16 protein-coding genes are annotated in these 15,691 nt (G+C 31.3%); 9 read left to right on the plus strand and 7 right to left on the minus strand.

The genetic code is table 11. From position 1 onward, the window contains the following. Window positions 1-43 precede the first annotated feature (43 nt). From LDL23_RS03120 to LDL23_RS03140, 5 genes are all read right to left on the minus strand, one after another. Window positions 44-1,024, minus strand: coding sequence for an acyl transferase (locus LDL23_RS03120; protein WP_291264422.1), 981 nt, complete (start codon window positions 1,022-1,024; stop codon window positions 44-46). Window positions 1,025-1,107: 83 nt separating this feature from the next. Continuing rightward, window positions 1,108-2,028, minus strand: coding sequence for a T9SS type A sorting domain-containing protein (locus tag LDL23_RS03125; protein WP_291264408.1), 921 nt, complete (start codon window positions 2,026-2,028; stop codon window positions 1,108-1,110). 104 nt (window positions 2,029-2,132) lie between these two features. After that, entirely contained in the window at window positions 2,133-2,471 is a 339-nt protein-coding gene (locus LDL23_RS03130; protein ID WP_291264409.1) for a T9SS type A sorting domain-containing protein, read from the minus strand. Window positions 2,472-2,577: 106 nt separating this feature from the next. After that, window positions 2,578-3,729 carry a hypothetical protein gene (locus LDL23_RS03135; protein ID WP_291264410.1) on the minus strand — a complete coding sequence of 384 codons (1,152 nt, stop codon included), beginning with the start codon at window positions 3,727-3,729 and terminating at the stop codon, window positions 2,578-2,580. Window positions 3,730-3,870: 141 nt separating this feature from the next. Further along, window positions 3,871-6,642 carry a TonB-dependent receptor gene (locus LDL23_RS03140; RefSeq protein WP_291264411.1) on the minus strand — a complete coding sequence of 924 codons (2,772 nt, stop codon included), beginning with the start codon at window positions 6,640-6,642 and terminating at the stop codon, window positions 3,871-3,873. Window positions 6,643-6,821: 179 nt separating this feature from the next. Here LDL23_RS03140 and LDL23_RS03145 point away from each other — a divergent pair, with 179 nt between their 5' ends. After that, window positions 6,822-7,511 carry a response regulator transcription factor gene (locus tag LDL23_RS03145; RefSeq protein ID WP_291264412.1) on the plus strand — a complete coding sequence of 230 codons (690 nt, stop codon included), beginning with the start codon at window positions 6,822-6,824 and terminating at the stop codon, window positions 7,509-7,511. Next, a complete protein-coding gene (locus tag LDL23_RS03150; RefSeq protein WP_291264413.1) occupies window positions 7,511-8,554 on the plus strand; it encodes an ATP-binding protein in 1,044 nt (347 codons plus the stop codon). Before LDL23_RS03145 ends, LDL23_RS03150 begins: the two co-directional genes overlap by 1 nt. Here LDL23_RS03150 and LDL23_RS03155 read toward each other — a convergent pair. Continuing rightward, the gene (locus tag LDL23_RS03155) at window positions 8,528-9,583 is read right to left on the minus strand and encodes a glycosyltransferase (protein WP_291264414.1); all 1,056 of its coding nucleotides are present in this window, start codon (window positions 9,581-9,583) and stop codon (window positions 8,528-8,530) included. The genes LDL23_RS03150 and LDL23_RS03155 overlap by 27 nt on opposite strands. Beyond that, window positions 9,583-10,404: a UDP-2,3-diacylglucosamine diphosphatase gene (locus tag LDL23_RS03160; protein WP_291264415.1), complete on the minus strand. Its 822-nt coding sequence runs from the start codon at window positions 10,402-10,404 to the stop codon at window positions 9,583-9,585. The genes LDL23_RS03155 and LDL23_RS03160 overlap by 1 nt, the downstream gene beginning before the upstream one ends. A gap of 117 nt (window positions 10,405-10,521) precedes the next feature. Here LDL23_RS03160 and trmB point away from each other — a divergent pair, with 117 nt between their 5' ends. From trmB to LDL23_RS12640, 7 genes are all read left to right on the plus strand, one after another. After that, a complete protein-coding gene (gene trmB / locus LDL23_RS03165; RefSeq protein WP_291264416.1) occupies window positions 10,522-11,196 on the plus strand; it encodes a tRNA (guanosine(46)-N7)-methyltransferase TrmB in 675 nt (224 codons plus the stop codon). A 53-nt stretch (window positions 11,197-11,249) separates the two neighbouring features. Beyond that, on the plus strand, window positions 11,250-11,876 hold the full coding sequence (locus tag LDL23_RS03170) for a LysE family transporter (protein WP_291264417.1): 627 nt from the start codon (window positions 11,250-11,252) through the stop codon (window positions 11,874-11,876). A 3-nt stretch (window positions 11,877-11,879) separates the two neighbouring features. Then, window positions 11,880-12,221, plus strand: coding sequence for an MGMT family protein (locus LDL23_RS03175; protein ID WP_291264418.1), 342 nt, complete (start codon window positions 11,880-11,882; stop codon window positions 12,219-12,221). 171 nt (window positions 12,222-12,392) lie between these two features. Next, window positions 12,393-12,980 carry a YceI family protein gene (locus tag LDL23_RS03180; protein ID WP_291264419.1) on the plus strand — a complete coding sequence of 196 codons (588 nt, stop codon included), beginning with the start codon at window positions 12,393-12,395 and terminating at the stop codon, window positions 12,978-12,980. Between the two features lie 47 nt (window positions 12,981-13,027). Then, the gene (locus tag LDL23_RS03185) at window positions 13,028-14,437 is read left to right on the plus strand and encodes a hypothetical protein (RefSeq protein WP_291264420.1); all 1,410 of its coding nucleotides are present in this window, start codon (window positions 13,028-13,030) and stop codon (window positions 14,435-14,437) included. 61 nt (window positions 14,438-14,498) lie between these two features. Further along, entirely contained in the window at window positions 14,499-15,056 is a 558-nt protein-coding gene (locus LDL23_RS03190) for a YceI family protein (RefSeq protein WP_291264421.1), read from the plus strand. 297 nt (window positions 15,057-15,353) lie between these two features. After that, entirely contained in the window at window positions 15,354-15,653 is a 300-nt protein-coding gene (locus tag LDL23_RS12640; RefSeq protein ID WP_366935459.1) for a hypothetical protein, read from the plus strand. Window positions 15,654-15,691: the final 38 nt, after the last annotated feature.

Consider the following 15,691-nt stretch of genomic DNA (forward strand, 5'->3'; position numbering starts at 1 on the left):
TTGTTGTTGCAAAAAGGAAAGAAAAATTATTATGTGATTAAGGTTAAATAACCATAAGGTTACAACCACGAATATCTGAATTATCAAAACGTCCCAACACTTCGAAAGAATGGTTGGGATATTTTTTTCCCAAATCTTGCGTAGCAATAAACGAACAGGAATTGATATTGGCTAAATCAATTACATTGATTCCGCCTGTTTTTCCTTCAGCAACATAAGTCAAAGCATCTTCAGTATCACGAATTAGAATTTGCATCCATTGAGGACATTCGAAAATACCATCGCCTAAAGAATAAGCTTGTGAAAGTAATTCCGTCATACCATATTCGGAATGAATTTTTGAAACGCCAAATCCGTTACATAAAATTGTATGGAGTTCTTCGCGAATCATTTCTTTTCGTTTGCCTTTCATGCCACCGGTTTCCATGATAATAGTGTTTTTTAATTGGAATTTTTGTTTCTCAATTAAATCCAACAAAGCATATGTAACGCCAATTAAAATCACGTTTTGACCTGAATTGTCTAACTCGATTAGTTTCGAAATCAATTCATCATAATTATTCAAATAAAACCCAGAATCTTCATGATTACTGCTTTGAATTAAATCTTCTACCATGTAAATTAACGATGAACCTTCGCGTTCTAAATAGGATGGAAGTAAGGCTAAAACGCAATAATCTTTAATATTACCATAGAATTCTGAAAAACCTAAGCGATAACTCATTTCATACCAACTTACATCGGTAACTAAATGTTTGCTTGTTTGCATTCCTGTGGTGCCACTACTAGTAAATGTTTGTTGAACAGGTTCGGATGAACTTAAAACATCATGGCTTTTAAAAAACTGAATGGGAAGAAAAGGAATTTCGGTTAAGGATTTCACATTAGTTTTGTCTTTCTTTAAGAAGTTGCAAAATTGTTGGTACACAAAATTGTTATCGTACTGATGACGAAATACTTTTAAAGTAATTTTTTCAAATTCTTTTTTTGAGCTAATTTGGAAAATGTCTTCTTGTGAAATCATGGTGCAAAAATAGGAAACAAATTTATCATAACTAAAAAAGCACCAACTTTCGTTGATGCTTTTCAATATGTTTTAAAAACTAATTATTGAATAACTAATTTTCTTGTAGCAGTTTTACCTTCTTCCGTAATTTTAACCATATATACACCTGAAGCTAGGTTGCTTACGTCAACTGAAGTGTTGTTAACTTTAGTTGATAAAACTTCTTTGCCTAAGACATTGTAGATTTTTACATTCATTTCAGCATTAGCAGTTGAAGTAATAAATAATGTATTTCCTTTTAATGGGTTTGGATACATTGTTAAACCTTTAATGCCATCAAATGAATTTGATGATAATGTTGTTACATTACCAGAAATTATAACGTCGTCAATACTAAAATTTCCTCCAGCTTGTTCAGCGTTAAATCCATAAAATCTAAAAGTAACAGGGGTTGTTAGACTTGTAAAACTTGGTCCACTAAGAGTAATGGTACTTCCATTTTGGCCACCTGTTGCATCTGCGTTGTAAAAGAATATATCTCCTGCAACAACTTCTAAAGCTGTATTTGCTGGGTTGATTGATGCCGTTAAGTTTGATGCATAACTATCAGCACTTGATCTTACAGCATAATTTCTTACGCCAGTTCCAGATCTTTGAACTCTAAATGTAATTCCTGTTAAATTATAAGTTGTACCTGGATTTGGTGTAACAGTAACTTGATAGTAAATAGTTGGATCTAGCGCACCTGTATAGTTTGTGTAAGTGTTATCTCCATTAGCTGCGCCAAGAGGTTGATTTGCGAAAGCAAATCTCCCAGCTCCTGCAGAATTAGTAGGAGGAGTTGTTGTGTTAACAGCATTAAAGCTTCCAAGTGTCAACCCTGAAACAACTGGAACAGTTGTTGGATCAGTAGCTCCAGTTGTTGTAGTTACTGAAGCGAAATCATAAGTTGCTGTAAAAGGACCTTGTCCGAAAGACAAACAGCTAATTGTTATTAAAAATAAAGTGTAAAGTTTTTTCATGTTTATGTGAATTAAAATTGAATACAAAGATAAAAACAAATTAAATTTCTTACTAATAAATAGATGTTAAGTTTAAATTAATTTTATTTTCAAAAAAAATATAACTAATTGATAATTAACTTTCTTGTTGCGGTAGCTTCACCTTCTTTAATTTTGATGATGTAAACTCCAGCAGCTAAATTGCTTACATTAACTTCTTTGGTAGTGATAATTGTTTCTAGTACTTTTTTTCCAAGTACATTAAAAATTTCCACTTTCTTGTCTAAAGACGATTTAGTCGTAATGTAAATTTTTCCAGAGTTTACGGGATTTGGGTAAATGGCTAAGCCCTCAATTGTAGGTTCTTGAGTTTTAGTCGCAACAGTAAATTTGTTCTCTTGTGCCATAAGACTGACAGAAAACAAAAACATAAAAATAAAAATATAGAAGTATTTTTTTTTCATTGCAACTAAAATTGAGTGTAAAGATAGCTATTTTTTAAAAGCAAATACAATGCCAAACAAAAAATCCCTCATTTAAGAGGGATTTTATGAATAATTTTAGTCTTGATTATAAACCTGTTGTCCAGCCAGTTGCCCAAGTTGGTGTTGCCCCACTATTTCCAGCACCCGTGTTTGTTCCTACAGTTAAATAAGTTGTATTTGTACCCGCATATTCTGATTGTGTAGTAATTGTTGCTCCAAAATAGATAGGATTGAAAGTAACAAAACCATTATCAACGTTTGTGTTAGAACTTGGGTCTTCAACCGCCGATTTAATTTTTAAACCTTTAGTAAATCCATCAATGTAGATGTTTTGACAATTCCATTTTCCAGTACCTTCTTTTAAAAACATTCCGTGCTCAGAACCTGCTAAATTTCCTTTTAAGATTGTAAAGTTTTTTAAAGTAGCATTAGTTGTTGGCGTTGCAGCTCCATTGTCTCCATTGTTTGAACCTTCAACTCCTGCTTTAGCTACATCTTTGATGAACACATAGTCAATTGTTCCTGAGAAACCATCTGCAAAGTCAACGGCATCATCTTCACTATGTAAAGCAATTAAATATTTTGGATTAACAGCTCCACCAAAAAATTCAATTCCGTCATCGCCACTTTTATAAGCTTGCACATATTCAAAAACTGTTCCGCTACCCACTCCAAATAAGGATACACCGTTAAATTCTTTATCAGCATTAAATGCAGCACCCGTATATTCAACTCTTAAATAGCGAATAACTCCAGAACTATCATCGTTTTCAGTACCACCATAAGTTAAATCACCCACTTCTGAAGTTGCAGTTTGACCAGTTGAACCTCCTTTGTTTGTGCTTGCTCTACCACAAATTACTAAACCACCCCAATCTCCTGTTGCTTTAACAGCGTTACCACTTGTCATTACTACTGGGTTAGTAGATGTTCCATTAACATAAAGTAATCCGTCTTGTGCAATTGCAATGTAAGAGGCTGTTCCTCCGGTAGCTTCAATTCTTGTTCCTGCTGGGATAGTTAAAGTAGCACCGCCTCTTACAATAAATGAACCAGTTAAATTATAAACTTGTGTAGGGTCTAAAGTTGCAGATTGTCCTGATAATAATTCACCTTTAAAATCTGCTGGATTGATTGTTACAGCACCATTATTGTTGTCATTTGAGTCTTCATCTCTTGAGCAAGAGACGAAAGTTAAAACAGCTATAGCTAAAGCTGATAATAGTAAATTTTTCATTTTTGTGTTATTTAATTTGTTGAAGCAAATGTAGACTTGAATTGTTTTTTAGTGTTTATCCTAATGTTATTAGTTTATTAAAAAAGAAGGCAGATTTTGAAAAAAAATCTGCCAAATATTTAATTATTGTTAACTAATTGTTTAGAAAGAATATTTCATCGAAATACTAAAGTTTCTGCCCTTTTTGTAAGAGTCAACTACTACATTTTGAATGTCTTGTGTTCTTTGGATAGTTGGGTCGGTTAGGTTTTTTGCACTAAATCCAAATCCAATATTTTTATTTATTTTATATTTCAAAATAAAATCTAAAGTGACAACTTCACTATCTACTAAGTCTCCTTTTCCAGTAACACCAAGCGCATAAATTCTATCTGAAAAATAACCTCCTGCTAAAGTTGCTGTTAACGATCTGTCATTTTTAAAATCTTTGTTAAAACTGATGTCAGAGTTTACTAATAAATCAGAAGCGCCTGTAAGTCTTGAATCTTTATTAGTAAATGCTACACTAATTCCTGGATTCTCTTCAATTACTTTTTGTGTGTCTAAATCTTGGTTTGTGTATAAATAGGATACATTTATTCCAAATCCTAAATTAGTTTTTTCTCCAGTTGTATTACTTTCTCTTGAAATAATGTTTTTTCTCCATTCTCCTTCTATTCCTAATCCAATTGATTTGTCTCCAGAATTTACCCATGAGATGTCATTTGTTGCAGAAGCTACTGTAACTTGGTTGATAGGGTTTTGAATGTATTTTCCGAAACCTGTAAATGAAATGACTTCACCATTTTTAGGGAACATTTCCCATTTTAAATCAAAATTATAATCTGTTGAATTATAAAGATATGGGTTACCAAAATAACTTTGTCCTACTTCTTCAAATAAGAAAGGTGCTCTTTCTTTAAATTGAGGTAGGGTATAGGTTTTACTTGCCGCTAACTTTATATTTTGTTTTTCGTTAATTTCATATTTTGCTGTTAAAGAAGGTAAATATTCCATAGTGTCAGATAAATTTTTACCCGTTTTTAATGATGTATTATAAAAAACATCTTGAATAATATATTCAGAACGGAAACCAGCAATAACGAATAATTTTGGTGTAAACTGATATTCAATAGCTCCAAATCCTGCAGAAATAATTTGTTGACCATTATAATTTTGAGGCTTTAGTGCATTTGGGTTAGTTATATTTCCTCTGAAAGTTCTAATTGAGAAAAATCCTGCATCTAAATTAGCTTGATTGAAATAACCATCTAAATTGTTTAAATCAACGGTTGGTTGAGAATTATATAATAGTCTATTTACAGAGAGATTTAATTGAGTAGCATCAAAATTAATTTCTTTGTATCTTCCGCTATAACCTGCAATAAATTTTCCTTTATACGTATTGTCTTCCTTTTTCCCGAATTTATAAGATAAAGTGAAATTTCCTGCAATTTCATCATCTGTCATTTCTTGGTAGTACCTGTGATTATCAGATTGATTAATATCAGAAGCTACAAGTCTCGAGTTTGGATCATCCCAAGTGAAAGGAATAATCGTATTTTGCATACGATCTGGGATAACATTTGTCATCATATTATAAGATAAGCCCCAGTCAAAATTAATACGTTCTCCAAATTTATGCTCTCCTAGTAATTGGTTTATAATTAAAGAAGTTCTGTCAAATGTTGAACGACGAATAAATCCACCACCATTTTGAGCAGCACCAAAAACATCAATAATTCCTGTAAATTCTTCGTGTTTTTGTGATGTAGAGTTTATATACATCGAGTTTAACTTGATATTATTGTTGCTGTTTATTTTATAATTTATATTAGCCATAGCATTTGAACTAGTTTGATATTCATATGCTTTTCTGTATAAATTTTTTACAGCAACGGCTTGTGTGTTTACACTTCCTCTTCTTACACCTTCTTTAAAAGTATATCCATTATCAAAAGAAGTATTTAAAAAGAAACTTAATTTACCGTTAGAACCTACTGAGTAAGAATCGCCACCTCTAAAGTAGAATGAACTTCCGATAGGAGTTACTGCTTGTTTGTTCCAACTAGTAGTAAAGTTATAACCAGCTAATGGATTATTTGGTATGGCTAGATTACTAAAACCATGAAAACTTGGTCCGTCTTGCAAATAAAATTTGTTTTGTGAAATTGCATTTGAATTGGCATTCATACCACTTCCTACTTCAATCATACCACTTCCTTTGTAAGTTTTAGAAACGATATCCACATTAGCCCCAGCAAAATCTCCATAGTTTTTATAGTTAAATGTTTTATCAATTCCAATGTATTCTACAATGTCAGTTGAGAAAACATCTAAAGACATGTTTTTAGTAGAAGGATTATTTGATGGTAATGGTAATCCATTCATTGTAGTAGAATTGTATCGATCACCTAAACCTCTAACAAAAATATCGCTTGAACCTTCTTGTTTAGAAATACCCGATGTTTTTGCAACTGCTGCTGCTACATCTCCAATTCCTTTTTTCGAAATTTCTTCAGCTCCAATACTTTGTTTAATTTCAACAGCTTTTTGTTGTTCTTGCAATAAAGCACTTTCTTTTTCTTTAGAAACCACCTGAATAATTTCAATATCCGCTAATTGAACTCCACTAGCTTCTAAAGTGTAATTAATTACTTTTTTCTCGTTAGCTTTTAAGGTAAATGGAATCTCTTTAGTTTCGTATCCTAAATATCCAATTACTATAGTGTAGTTGCCAGGTTTTAGGGAAATTGAGTATTTTCCGTTCTCATCTGTAGAAGTTCCTTGTTTTGTTCCTTTAATTACTATGTTAGCAAAAGGTAAAGGTTCGTTGTTAAATTCTTTATCTAAAATAGTTCCAGTTACAGTTCCATTTTGAGCAAACATTGCTACTGAAAAGAATAATGATAATAATAAATAACGTAGTTTCATTTTGTGTTGTTAAATTTTGGTGCAAAGGAACTGCGAGAGTGTTACAGTAAAGTTACTTGCCTGTTATGAATTAGTTGTGAATGCGTTACCGAATTGTTAATAGATTAAATAATTGTAAACTCCTTTGAACATTTTATTTTATCTTTACCTTTACAAACCAAAACATAACAAATTTTGTAATGAAGAAAAAAGACATTAAGATCTTATTGGTTGATGATGAGCAAGATATCTTAGAAATTGTAGGATACAATCTTTCTCAAGAAGGCTATCAAATCGTTACAGCTTCAAACGGAAAAGAAGCTATCGCAAAAGCAAAAAAAGAACATCCGCAATTAATTATTATGGATGTAATGATGCCCGAAATGGACGGAATGGAAGCTTGTGAAAATATTAGAAAAATTCCAGAACTTCAAGATACGATTATTACTTTTTTAACTGCTCGTTCCGAAGATTATTCGCAAGTAGCAGGTTTTGATGCAGGAGCTGATGATTACATTGCAAAACCCATCAAGCCAAAAGTTTTGGTAAGTAAAGTACAAGCATTACTAAGAAGATTAAAAGGAGTAGAAGGTGTTTCTTCAACGACAACTTTAACGGTAGGAAATATCGAAATCAACAGAGAAGAATACAAAATCATTAAAGATGGCGATGAAATCATCTTGCCTCGTAAAGAATTTGAATTGTTCTATTTGTTAGCTACAAAACCAGGAAAAGTTTTTACTCGTGAAGAAATTTTAGACAAAGTTTGGGGTAACGAAGTAGTAGTGGGCGGAAGAACCATCGATGTTCACATCAGAAAATTAAGAGAAAAAATTGGAGATAGCTTCTTTAAAACCATTAAAGGAGTGGGATATAAAATCGAATTTTAATGCAATTAAAATTTAAAAAATCTTATAAGTTCGCTTTAAAGTCATCGTTATATGTAACTTTGTTCTTTTTAGCGACTATTTTTTTATATCATTATTTTGTTCAGTCATTAAATTTACTGGTTGTTTTAGGTTTTTCGTTAATTTTTTATGCGGCGACATTCTTTTTAATTCAATTTAGAGTGGAGCATTTTATCTATAAAAGAGTAAAGAAAATTTACGACGACGTTTCGCTTTTAGAAACTACTTCTTATGTAAATCAACCGGTAACAACCGATATGGCAACGTTGACGAAAGAAGTTAAAAAATTCGCCCGAGATAAAAAATTAGAAATCGAAACCTTAAAAATTAGAGAAGAATACCGAAAAGAATTTTTAGGAAACGTTTCGCACGAATTAAAAACACCACTTTTTACGATTCAAGGTTATTTATTGACGCTTCTTGATGGTGCGATGGAAGACAAAAATATCCGAACAAAATATTTAGAGCGTGCCGAAAAAGGTGTAGAACGCTTGATTTACATCGTGAAAGATTTGGATATGATTACCAAATTAGAAGTAGGCGAAATCAATTTAGATGTAACTCGTTTTAATATTGTTGAGGTGATTCAAAACGTGTTTGATTTGTTCGAAATGAAAGCAGCAAACAAAAACATTACCTTGACTTTCGATATGAAATACACCAAACCTATTTGGGTAATGGCAGACCAAGAGAAAATCCAACAAGTAGTGACAAATTTGGTCGTAAATTCCATCAAATATGGTAAAAAAGGAGGAACAACTGAAGTTGGAATCGAAGATTTAACCAAAAATAAAGTCATTGTAAGAATTACCGATAACGGTGAAGGTATCGAAAAACAAAATATTCCACGTTTATTTGAACGTTTTTACCGAGTAGATAAAAGTGGTGCAAGAAGTGAAGGCGGTTCTGGTTTAGGATTAGCCATTGTGAAGCACATCATTGAAGGACACGATGAAAAAATCTATGTAGAAAGTCAAATTGGTGTTGGTTCAGAATTTTCATTTACTTTGGAAAAGACGAAATAATTCGTTCCAATTCGGGTCAACCGAAAAATCTCTAAATCCTTTATAAAAGTGAATTTTCTCTAACTTTGAAGCTTTGAATTTCTCTTGCTTGCAACTTGGAGCCACAATTTCCGATTTAAACTTTTTAGCCAAATATTCTTGTTCGTATTGCCCTGGTGTTGGAATGAAAAACGCTTTTTTCTCCAATTTCGCCAAATCCATAACCGTGGTATAACCCGAACGGCAAACCACAAATTCACTTTCGTTAAAAGCAGTACTTAACTCCTCTGAGTTCATAAAATTGTAATAGGTAATCGAATTTACTTTCTCGATTTGCTGTTGCGATTCCACAATTCCTTTTACGAATAGAATTTCCTTCGAACTATTTTCTAATTCTTTGGTAAGTTTCTTTTCTAATAAAGTACGTTGCGGTTCTGGTCCTGATAATAAAACCATAATATCGTACTTAATGGGAAGTGATTTTTTTTCAATTCGACTTAAAGGTCCAATGTAAGTTATGGTGTTCATCATCTTTTCGGGATGACCTAATTTTCCTGATAAATTTTCCGCACCAGCTACATCAGGAACCCAACAAGCATCAAATTTTGAAATGTAACGCGAATGCAATTTGGTAGTCAACCAAGAAGTTTTTCCAGAAAGTACATTCAATTGATGAGTAATGAAAACCGAAGGCACTTTTGAAGAATAAACGCCCAATCGATTATCGCTAATAATTCCATCAATTTCATAGTTTTCGATAATCTTATTGATTTTTGATTTCTCTTTTTTGATGGCCAACATCATTTTTGGCATTTGAAGCGCTAATTTCCACTTAAAGTTTTTGCCTTTTTCTGCATATTGAATGTTATAAGCAGGTAAATCGATACTCAAAAGATTTGGAAATTCTTTTTTTAATAAAGCTAAAGCTACTCCATCAGAAGCAATAATGGGTTCAAAGCCATTTTCTTCCAATGCTTTTATGATAGGAATACATCTTGTGGCATGTCCTAAGCCCCAGTTTAATGGTGCTATGAGTATTTTTTTCTTCATTATTTTTTCAAAACCGCAATAAATTGTTCGGCTAATTTATTTTCATCTTCAAAATTATATTCATTTTCCTCCGAACTAAAATTTCTATCGTGTTGGTATAATTTCCACTTTTTGTTGTTGTATTCTAAAGCGGTTAAATTTTCTATCCAATCGCCCGAATTCAAATAGAAAACTTCTCCTTTTTCATTTTCCATGAACTCAATTTTAGGCTCGTGGATATGTCCGCAAATTACGTAATCGTAGCCGTTTTCTATTGCCAATTCCACACAAACATTTTCAAAGTTAGTGATAAATTTTACAGCAGATTTTACATTGTTTTTAATTTTCTTCGAAAGCGAATACGGTTCTTTGTTAAATCGGGCTAAAATCCAATTGATAAAACGGTTAATTAAAATGAGGATATCGTAACCCCAACCGCCTAATTTAGCCAACCATTTGGCTTGTGTAATCGAAGCATCAAAAACGTCTCCATGAAAAATCCAAGCTCTTTTATGATCTAATTCTAACACGAGTTTATCAATTAAACTGATATTTCCCATGTGTAAATCGGTAAACTTTCTTAGAAATTCATCATGATTTCCGGTAATGTAGTACACTTTTGTTCCTTTAGTACTCATCGAAATAATTTTCTTGATTACCTCTAAGTGTTTTGATGGGAAATAAGATTTTCTAAATTGCCAAATATCGATAATATCGCCATTCAGCACTAAAATTTTAGGTTTTATCGAAGATAAATAATCCAATAATTCTTTCGCATGACAACCATATGTTCCAAGATGAACATCGGAAATAACAGCAACTTCAACTTTACGTTTCTTCAAAATAAAAGTTTTATGCAAAAAACGAAAACGTATCTAATGTTAAGGTTATTGAAACATTATTAAAAGTTTATTTGTGGTGCTAATTATTTGCTTAATTTTGCCCAAAATAAATTAGAAGTGGGAAGTAAAAATAAATTAAAAAGATTCAGCGAGAACGAAACGTTTACTAATGTTTTTCAACCAACAAGAGAAGAAGTGGTGGGAGACCAATTTCCGTTAAAAGGAAAATGGAATAGCGATTTCTTTAAAAATGATAATCCAATTGTATTAGAATTAGGTTGTGGAAAAGGCGAATACTCTGTTGGTTTAGCCGAAAGATTTCCTGAAAAAAACTTCATTGGAATTGATATCAAAGGAGCAAGATTTTGGCGTGGTGCTAAAACTGCTGTTGAAACAGGTATGAATAACGTAGCTTTTGTAAGAACACAAATCGAGTTAATCAATCATATTTTTGCTGAAAACGAAGTGTCTGAAATTTGGATAACTTTCCCAGATCCACAAATCAAATATAAAAGAACGAAGCACAGAATGACGAATGCTGAGTTTTTAGACCGCTATAAAAAGATCCTAAAACCAAGCGGATTGATGCATTTAAAAACCGATTCAGAATTTATGCACGGTTATACATTAGGGTTGTTACATGGTTTAGGTCATGAGGTGATTTATTCGAACCACAATATTTATAAAAACGAAGGAGCGCCAGCAGAAGTAACTGGAATTCAAACGTTTTACGAAAGTCAATATTTGGAAGTAAACAAACCTATTACCTATATTAAGTTCCGTATTAAGTAATCTTTGTTACTTTCATTTCAATATTCTTCCTTACTTTTGATAAAAATCAAGTTATGATATTTCTTTTAGCTATTTTTTTAGGTTTGATAATTTCCATAGGCGGTATCATTATTCCAGGTATGTTGAATATGACAATTGCTAAAATCAGTATCAAAGAAAGTCAAAAACAAGCCTTGAATTTTGCTTTCGGGGCTGTAGTAGTAGTTTTTATCCAAAGCTTTTTAGGAACTTATTTTGCTAAATTTTTGGATGCCAATCCTGTTTTCAGCGAAGGATTAAAAAAAATTGGTACTTTTATTTTTATAGCATTAACCATTGCTTTTACCATAATGGGATTTAATGCAAAAAAGAAAAAAGATATCGAAGTAACTATTGATAAAAAAAGAAATCGTTTTTTTTATGGAATGGCAATGTCTGCTTTTAATATGTTTGCCATTCCTTGGTATGCGTTAACTAGTTTAATGATGGCTTCAAAAGAATTGTTTCAATACGATATTATTTCTATTCTTTTGTTTTCGCTATCAGCTGCATCAGGTACTTATTTTGTGTTTTATTTGTACGCTCGATTTTTTAAGAAAATTGAACATAAACTTACTTTTATAGTTCAGAATATTAATTTTTTAATAGCAATATTAACGGGAATAGTTGCTATTTCTTCGCTTTATAAAATATTTTTTTAATATTTGAAAAAGGCAACATCCAATAACGACAACTTTTTTGAACGTGTTTACGAAATCGTTCGTCAAATTCCAGAAGGGAAAGTAACTTCTTATGGAGCTATAGCAAAAGCACTCGGAGCAGCTCGTTCAGTACGAATGGTGGGTTGGGCTATGAATGCTTCTCATAACTTAGAAGATGTTCCGGCACATCGTGTTGTAAATAGAATTGGAATGCTTTCTGGTAAGCATCATTTTGAAGGAACAAATCTAATGCAACAACTTTTAGAAAACGAAGGAGTGAAAGTTGTAGACAATCAAATTATTGATTTTGACACTCATTTTTGGAACCCAATCCAAGACAAATAAATTAGTGTAATAATTCTTCCTAAATTTAATCGCAATTTGCGTTAAACCTTTCTTAAAATAATACTAACTTTCTGTAACAAACGTGACAAATGTCATGTAATGCGTTTTTTTTTAGTTGGAAATTTGTACTATAAAATTAGAACAAATAGTATTCAATAAAATTTAGGTATTATGAGCAAGTTTAAATCACAGTTTGGAACATTACTAACATTCTTAATGATGTTATGCAATTTTAACACTTTAGTCGCACAAGATGCTAAGGTAGTTTTAGCAGAAAGTAAATTAAAAGTTCTTGGAACTTCAAATCTTCACGATTGGGAAATTGACGCTAAAGCGATGAGTGGAAAATCAACAATGACAATTGATGCAGGAAATTTAAAAGCTATAAAAAGTTTAGATTTTGCAGTTGAAGTTGAGCAGTTAAAAAGTGGTAAAAGCGGAATGGATAACAATACATTCAAAGCTTTAAATAGTAAAACATATAAAACCATTAACTATAAGTTAGTAAGTGTAACAAAAATCACAGAGCTTTCAGATGGTAATTTTACTGTAGAAACACAAGGCGATTTAACAATTTCTGGAGTTACTAAAAGAATTAATCAAGCTTTTACGGTTAAAATCATTGGAAAAAAAGCCGTTTTTTCTGGAAAAACAAAAATTGACATGACCGCCTTCGGAGTTAAACCACCAACAGCTTTAATGGGAACAATTAAAACAGGTAAAGATGTTACAATAGATTTTAAAGTAACATATAATTAAATTAAATAAGAACTTATAACTAAAACAAACAATAAAATTTTCAAGTCATGAGAACATTTATAAAATTATCAGTAATAATAGCCGCTTTAAGTTTTACAAGCGCTATTAAGGCTCAAACGCCTACTTTTGGACAAATGCAAAATATGATTCCAAGAGATCAGAGAGCAATTAATCAATTTGATGTTAAAAAAGATACAGTTGCATATAAAGGATTAAGTATTGATTTAGGTGGAGCATTTGCTTTACAATTTCAAGCAATGAATTCATTTAATGATCAACAATCAGGTTCTTATACCGCTTCAAATGGAGCAACTATCACAAATTATAAATTGAATAATTTGGAAAATCAATTCAACTTACCAACAGCAAATATGACCATTGGAGCACAATTGTATGATGGGGTTAGAGTTAATTTAGATTTATATTTAGCGGCAAGACACCACAATGAAACTTGGGTGAAAGGAGGATATTTGCAAATTGATAAATTAGATTTCATTAAAAAAGATTTCTTAGCAAATTTCATGAAATATGCGACTATTAAAATTGGTCAAATGGAAAACAACTATGGTGATGCTCACTTTAGAAGATCAGATAATGGTAGTGCTTTAGTAAATCCTTTCATAGAAAGTAATATTATGGATTCATTTACAACTGAAATGGGTGCTGAAATTTACTATAATCGTAGTGGTTTTGTGTCTATGTTTGGTATGACAAACGGTAAATTAAATCAAAATGTTACTGAGTTTGTTCCAGGAGCTGTTACTCCATCTACTCCAGATCAGAACACTACTATTAGCCCTACAATTTTAGCTAAATTAGGTTACGATAAACAACTTAATAAAGACTTAAGAGTTAGATTAACAGGGTCTTTATCTCACAATGCCAATATGAGTGGTAATCCTTGGAGTTCTGAAAGAGCAGGTAGCCGTTACTACTATGTAATGTCTCATGCAGCTTATACTTACAATACAACTGCTGTTGATAATAATGCAACAAAAGATTTAGCTGCAAACCCTACAACTGGTAGATTTAATCCTAACTTTGGTAACTGGTTCACAACTGTAATGTTTAACCCTTTTGTAAAATTCAAAGGATTAGAGTTTTTCGGAACAATTGAGTTCGCTCAAGGTGGTGATAAAAAAGGAGTTGATGCTACACGTAAAGTAAATCAATTTGCAGGAGACGTAGTTTATAGATTTGGAACCAATGAAAAATTCTACGTAGGTGCAAGAGTAAATACAGTTTCTGGTAAATTAGCAAATGCAGATACACGCAAAGTAGATGTAAATAGATTTGAAACAAGTGCAGGTTGGTTTATGACTAAAAATATTTTAGCTAAATTAGCTTATACAACTCAAAATTATCAAGGATATTCTCAATATAGTGGTAATAGTTTAAATGACTTTTACGGAGGAAAATTCGACGGATTAATGTTTGAAGCGGTAATTACATTCTAACACAAAATAAGTAAATTTAAAAGCGAAAGGCTAAATTGCTTTTCGCTTTTACTTTAAGGTTATGAAAACAATTAGTATTATAGCAGTTATTATTCTTTTGAGTTTTGGATTTTCTAAAAATGAAACCAAAGTTAAAATCACGAATAAAAGTGAGGTTTCGATAAAAGGAAAATCAAACGTCAATAGCTTTGAATGTAAATATAATCCGGATTTTATTGAGAATGATTTGCAGGTTTCAATAGCTAGAAACAATAACAAAATCGTGTTAGAAGGCGCAAAACTTTCGATAAAAAGCACAGGTTTTGATTGCGCTCATAAAATGATAACTAAAGATTTCAAAACAATACTTAAAGCAGAGGATTATCCTCATATTGTAATCAATGTTAAAGAAATAAATACTATTAAAGAAAGCATAACCGCAAAATTAAACGTAAAAATCGCTGGTATTGAAAGAGAATATTTGGTTCCAGTAATTTTCAATTCAAACACGAATAATGTAAAAGGACAATTGAGGTTAAATATCAAAGATTTTAAATTAAAATCTCCTAAAAAGTTATTAGGCATGGTGGTAGTTAATGACAATGTTGATATCAATTTCAATTTATTCTTACAGTATTAATACTACTTTTCAATTAGTTTAAGAAAGCAATCTTTTTATGAAGGATTGCTTTTTTATTTAATCATAGATTCTAACTATCAAATTATAAAAACTTTAAACTTTTTAAGTTTTAAACTCCTAAACTTCTTATTATCTTTGCAATCTAAAAGTATTTATCTTCTTCTTGTTTTTTAAAGCCCTTATTTTTCAATACTTTACTTGTTTTTTTGTTTGTAATTTTTACATAATTTTAATGTAAATCTGTTCAACTATTGTTCAACTTTATTATCTTTGAATAAATATTAAAAACATTCATAGATGAGTTCTATTATACTTTCTAGAAAGAATAGGTTGGATGAGGAAGGCTATATTGTTATTCAATATACAAAAGATGGCAAGACAAAGCGAAAATCTTTAAAGTTTAAAATGACTGAAACTCATTTTAATAAAACTTTTGATAAGGAGTTTCAAAGATTTAAAAGAACCACTCTATTTGACTATCAAAAGATAAACTCTTTGATAGATGATAATTTCAATTTAGATGTTTTTACTGATGGCGTAAAGTTGCAAATTCCAGTGATATTGACCACCCAATTCCAATTTAAAGTGACCACCTGATTCCAATTCAAATTGACCACCTAATTTCGGTGCAAAAT

The sequence above is a fragment of the Flavobacterium sp. genome, assembly GCF_020217025.1.
Taxonomy (GTDB): Bacteria; Bacteroidota; Bacteroidia; order Flavobacteriales; family Flavobacteriaceae; genus Flavobacterium.

Coding starts and splice junctions, on each gene's coding strand:
- LDL23_RS03170 (WP_291264417.1), top strand. CDS start 11,250: ATGATATTTCTTTTAGCTATTTTTTTAGGTTTGATAATTTCCATAGGC.
- LDL23_RS12640 (WP_366935459.1), top strand. CDS start 15,354: ATGAGTTCTATTATACTTTCTAGAAAGAATAGGTTGGATGAGGAAGGC.
- LDL23_RS03180 (WP_291264419.1), top strand. CDS start 12,393: ATGAGCAAGTTTAAATCACAGTTTGGAACATTACTAACATTCTTAATG.
- LDL23_RS03120 (WP_291264422.1), bottom strand. CDS start 1,024: ATGATTTCACAAGAAGACATTTTCCAAATTAGCTCAAAAAAAGAATTT.
- LDL23_RS03185 (WP_291264420.1), top strand. CDS start 13,028: ATGAGAACATTTATAAAATTATCAGTAATAATAGCCGCTTTAAGTTTT.
- LDL23_RS03190 (WP_291264421.1), top strand. CDS start 14,499: ATGAAAACAATTAGTATTATAGCAGTTATTATTCTTTTGAGTTTTGGA.
- LDL23_RS03135 (WP_291264410.1), bottom strand. CDS start 3,729: ATGAAAAATTTACTATTATCAGCTTTAGCTATAGCTGTTTTAACTTTC.
- LDL23_RS03150 (WP_291264413.1), top strand. CDS start 7,511: ATGCAATTAAAATTTAAAAAATCTTATAAGTTCGCTTTAAAGTCATCG.
- LDL23_RS03140 (WP_291264411.1), bottom strand. CDS start 6,642: ATGAAACTACGTTATTTATTATTATCATTATTCTTTTCAGTAGCAATG.
- LDL23_RS03125 (WP_291264408.1), bottom strand. CDS start 2,028: ATGAAAAAACTTTACACTTTATTTTTAATAACAATTAGCTGTTTGTCT.
- LDL23_RS03130 (WP_291264409.1), bottom strand. CDS start 2,471: ATGAAAAAAAAATACTTCTATATTTTTATTTTTATGTTTTTGTTTTCT.
- LDL23_RS03145 (WP_291264412.1), top strand. CDS start 6,822: ATGAAGAAAAAAGACATTAAGATCTTATTGGTTGATGATGAGCAAGAT.
- LDL23_RS03155 (WP_291264414.1), bottom strand. CDS start 9,583: ATGAAGAAAAAAATACTCATAGCACCATTAAACTGGGGCTTAGGACAT.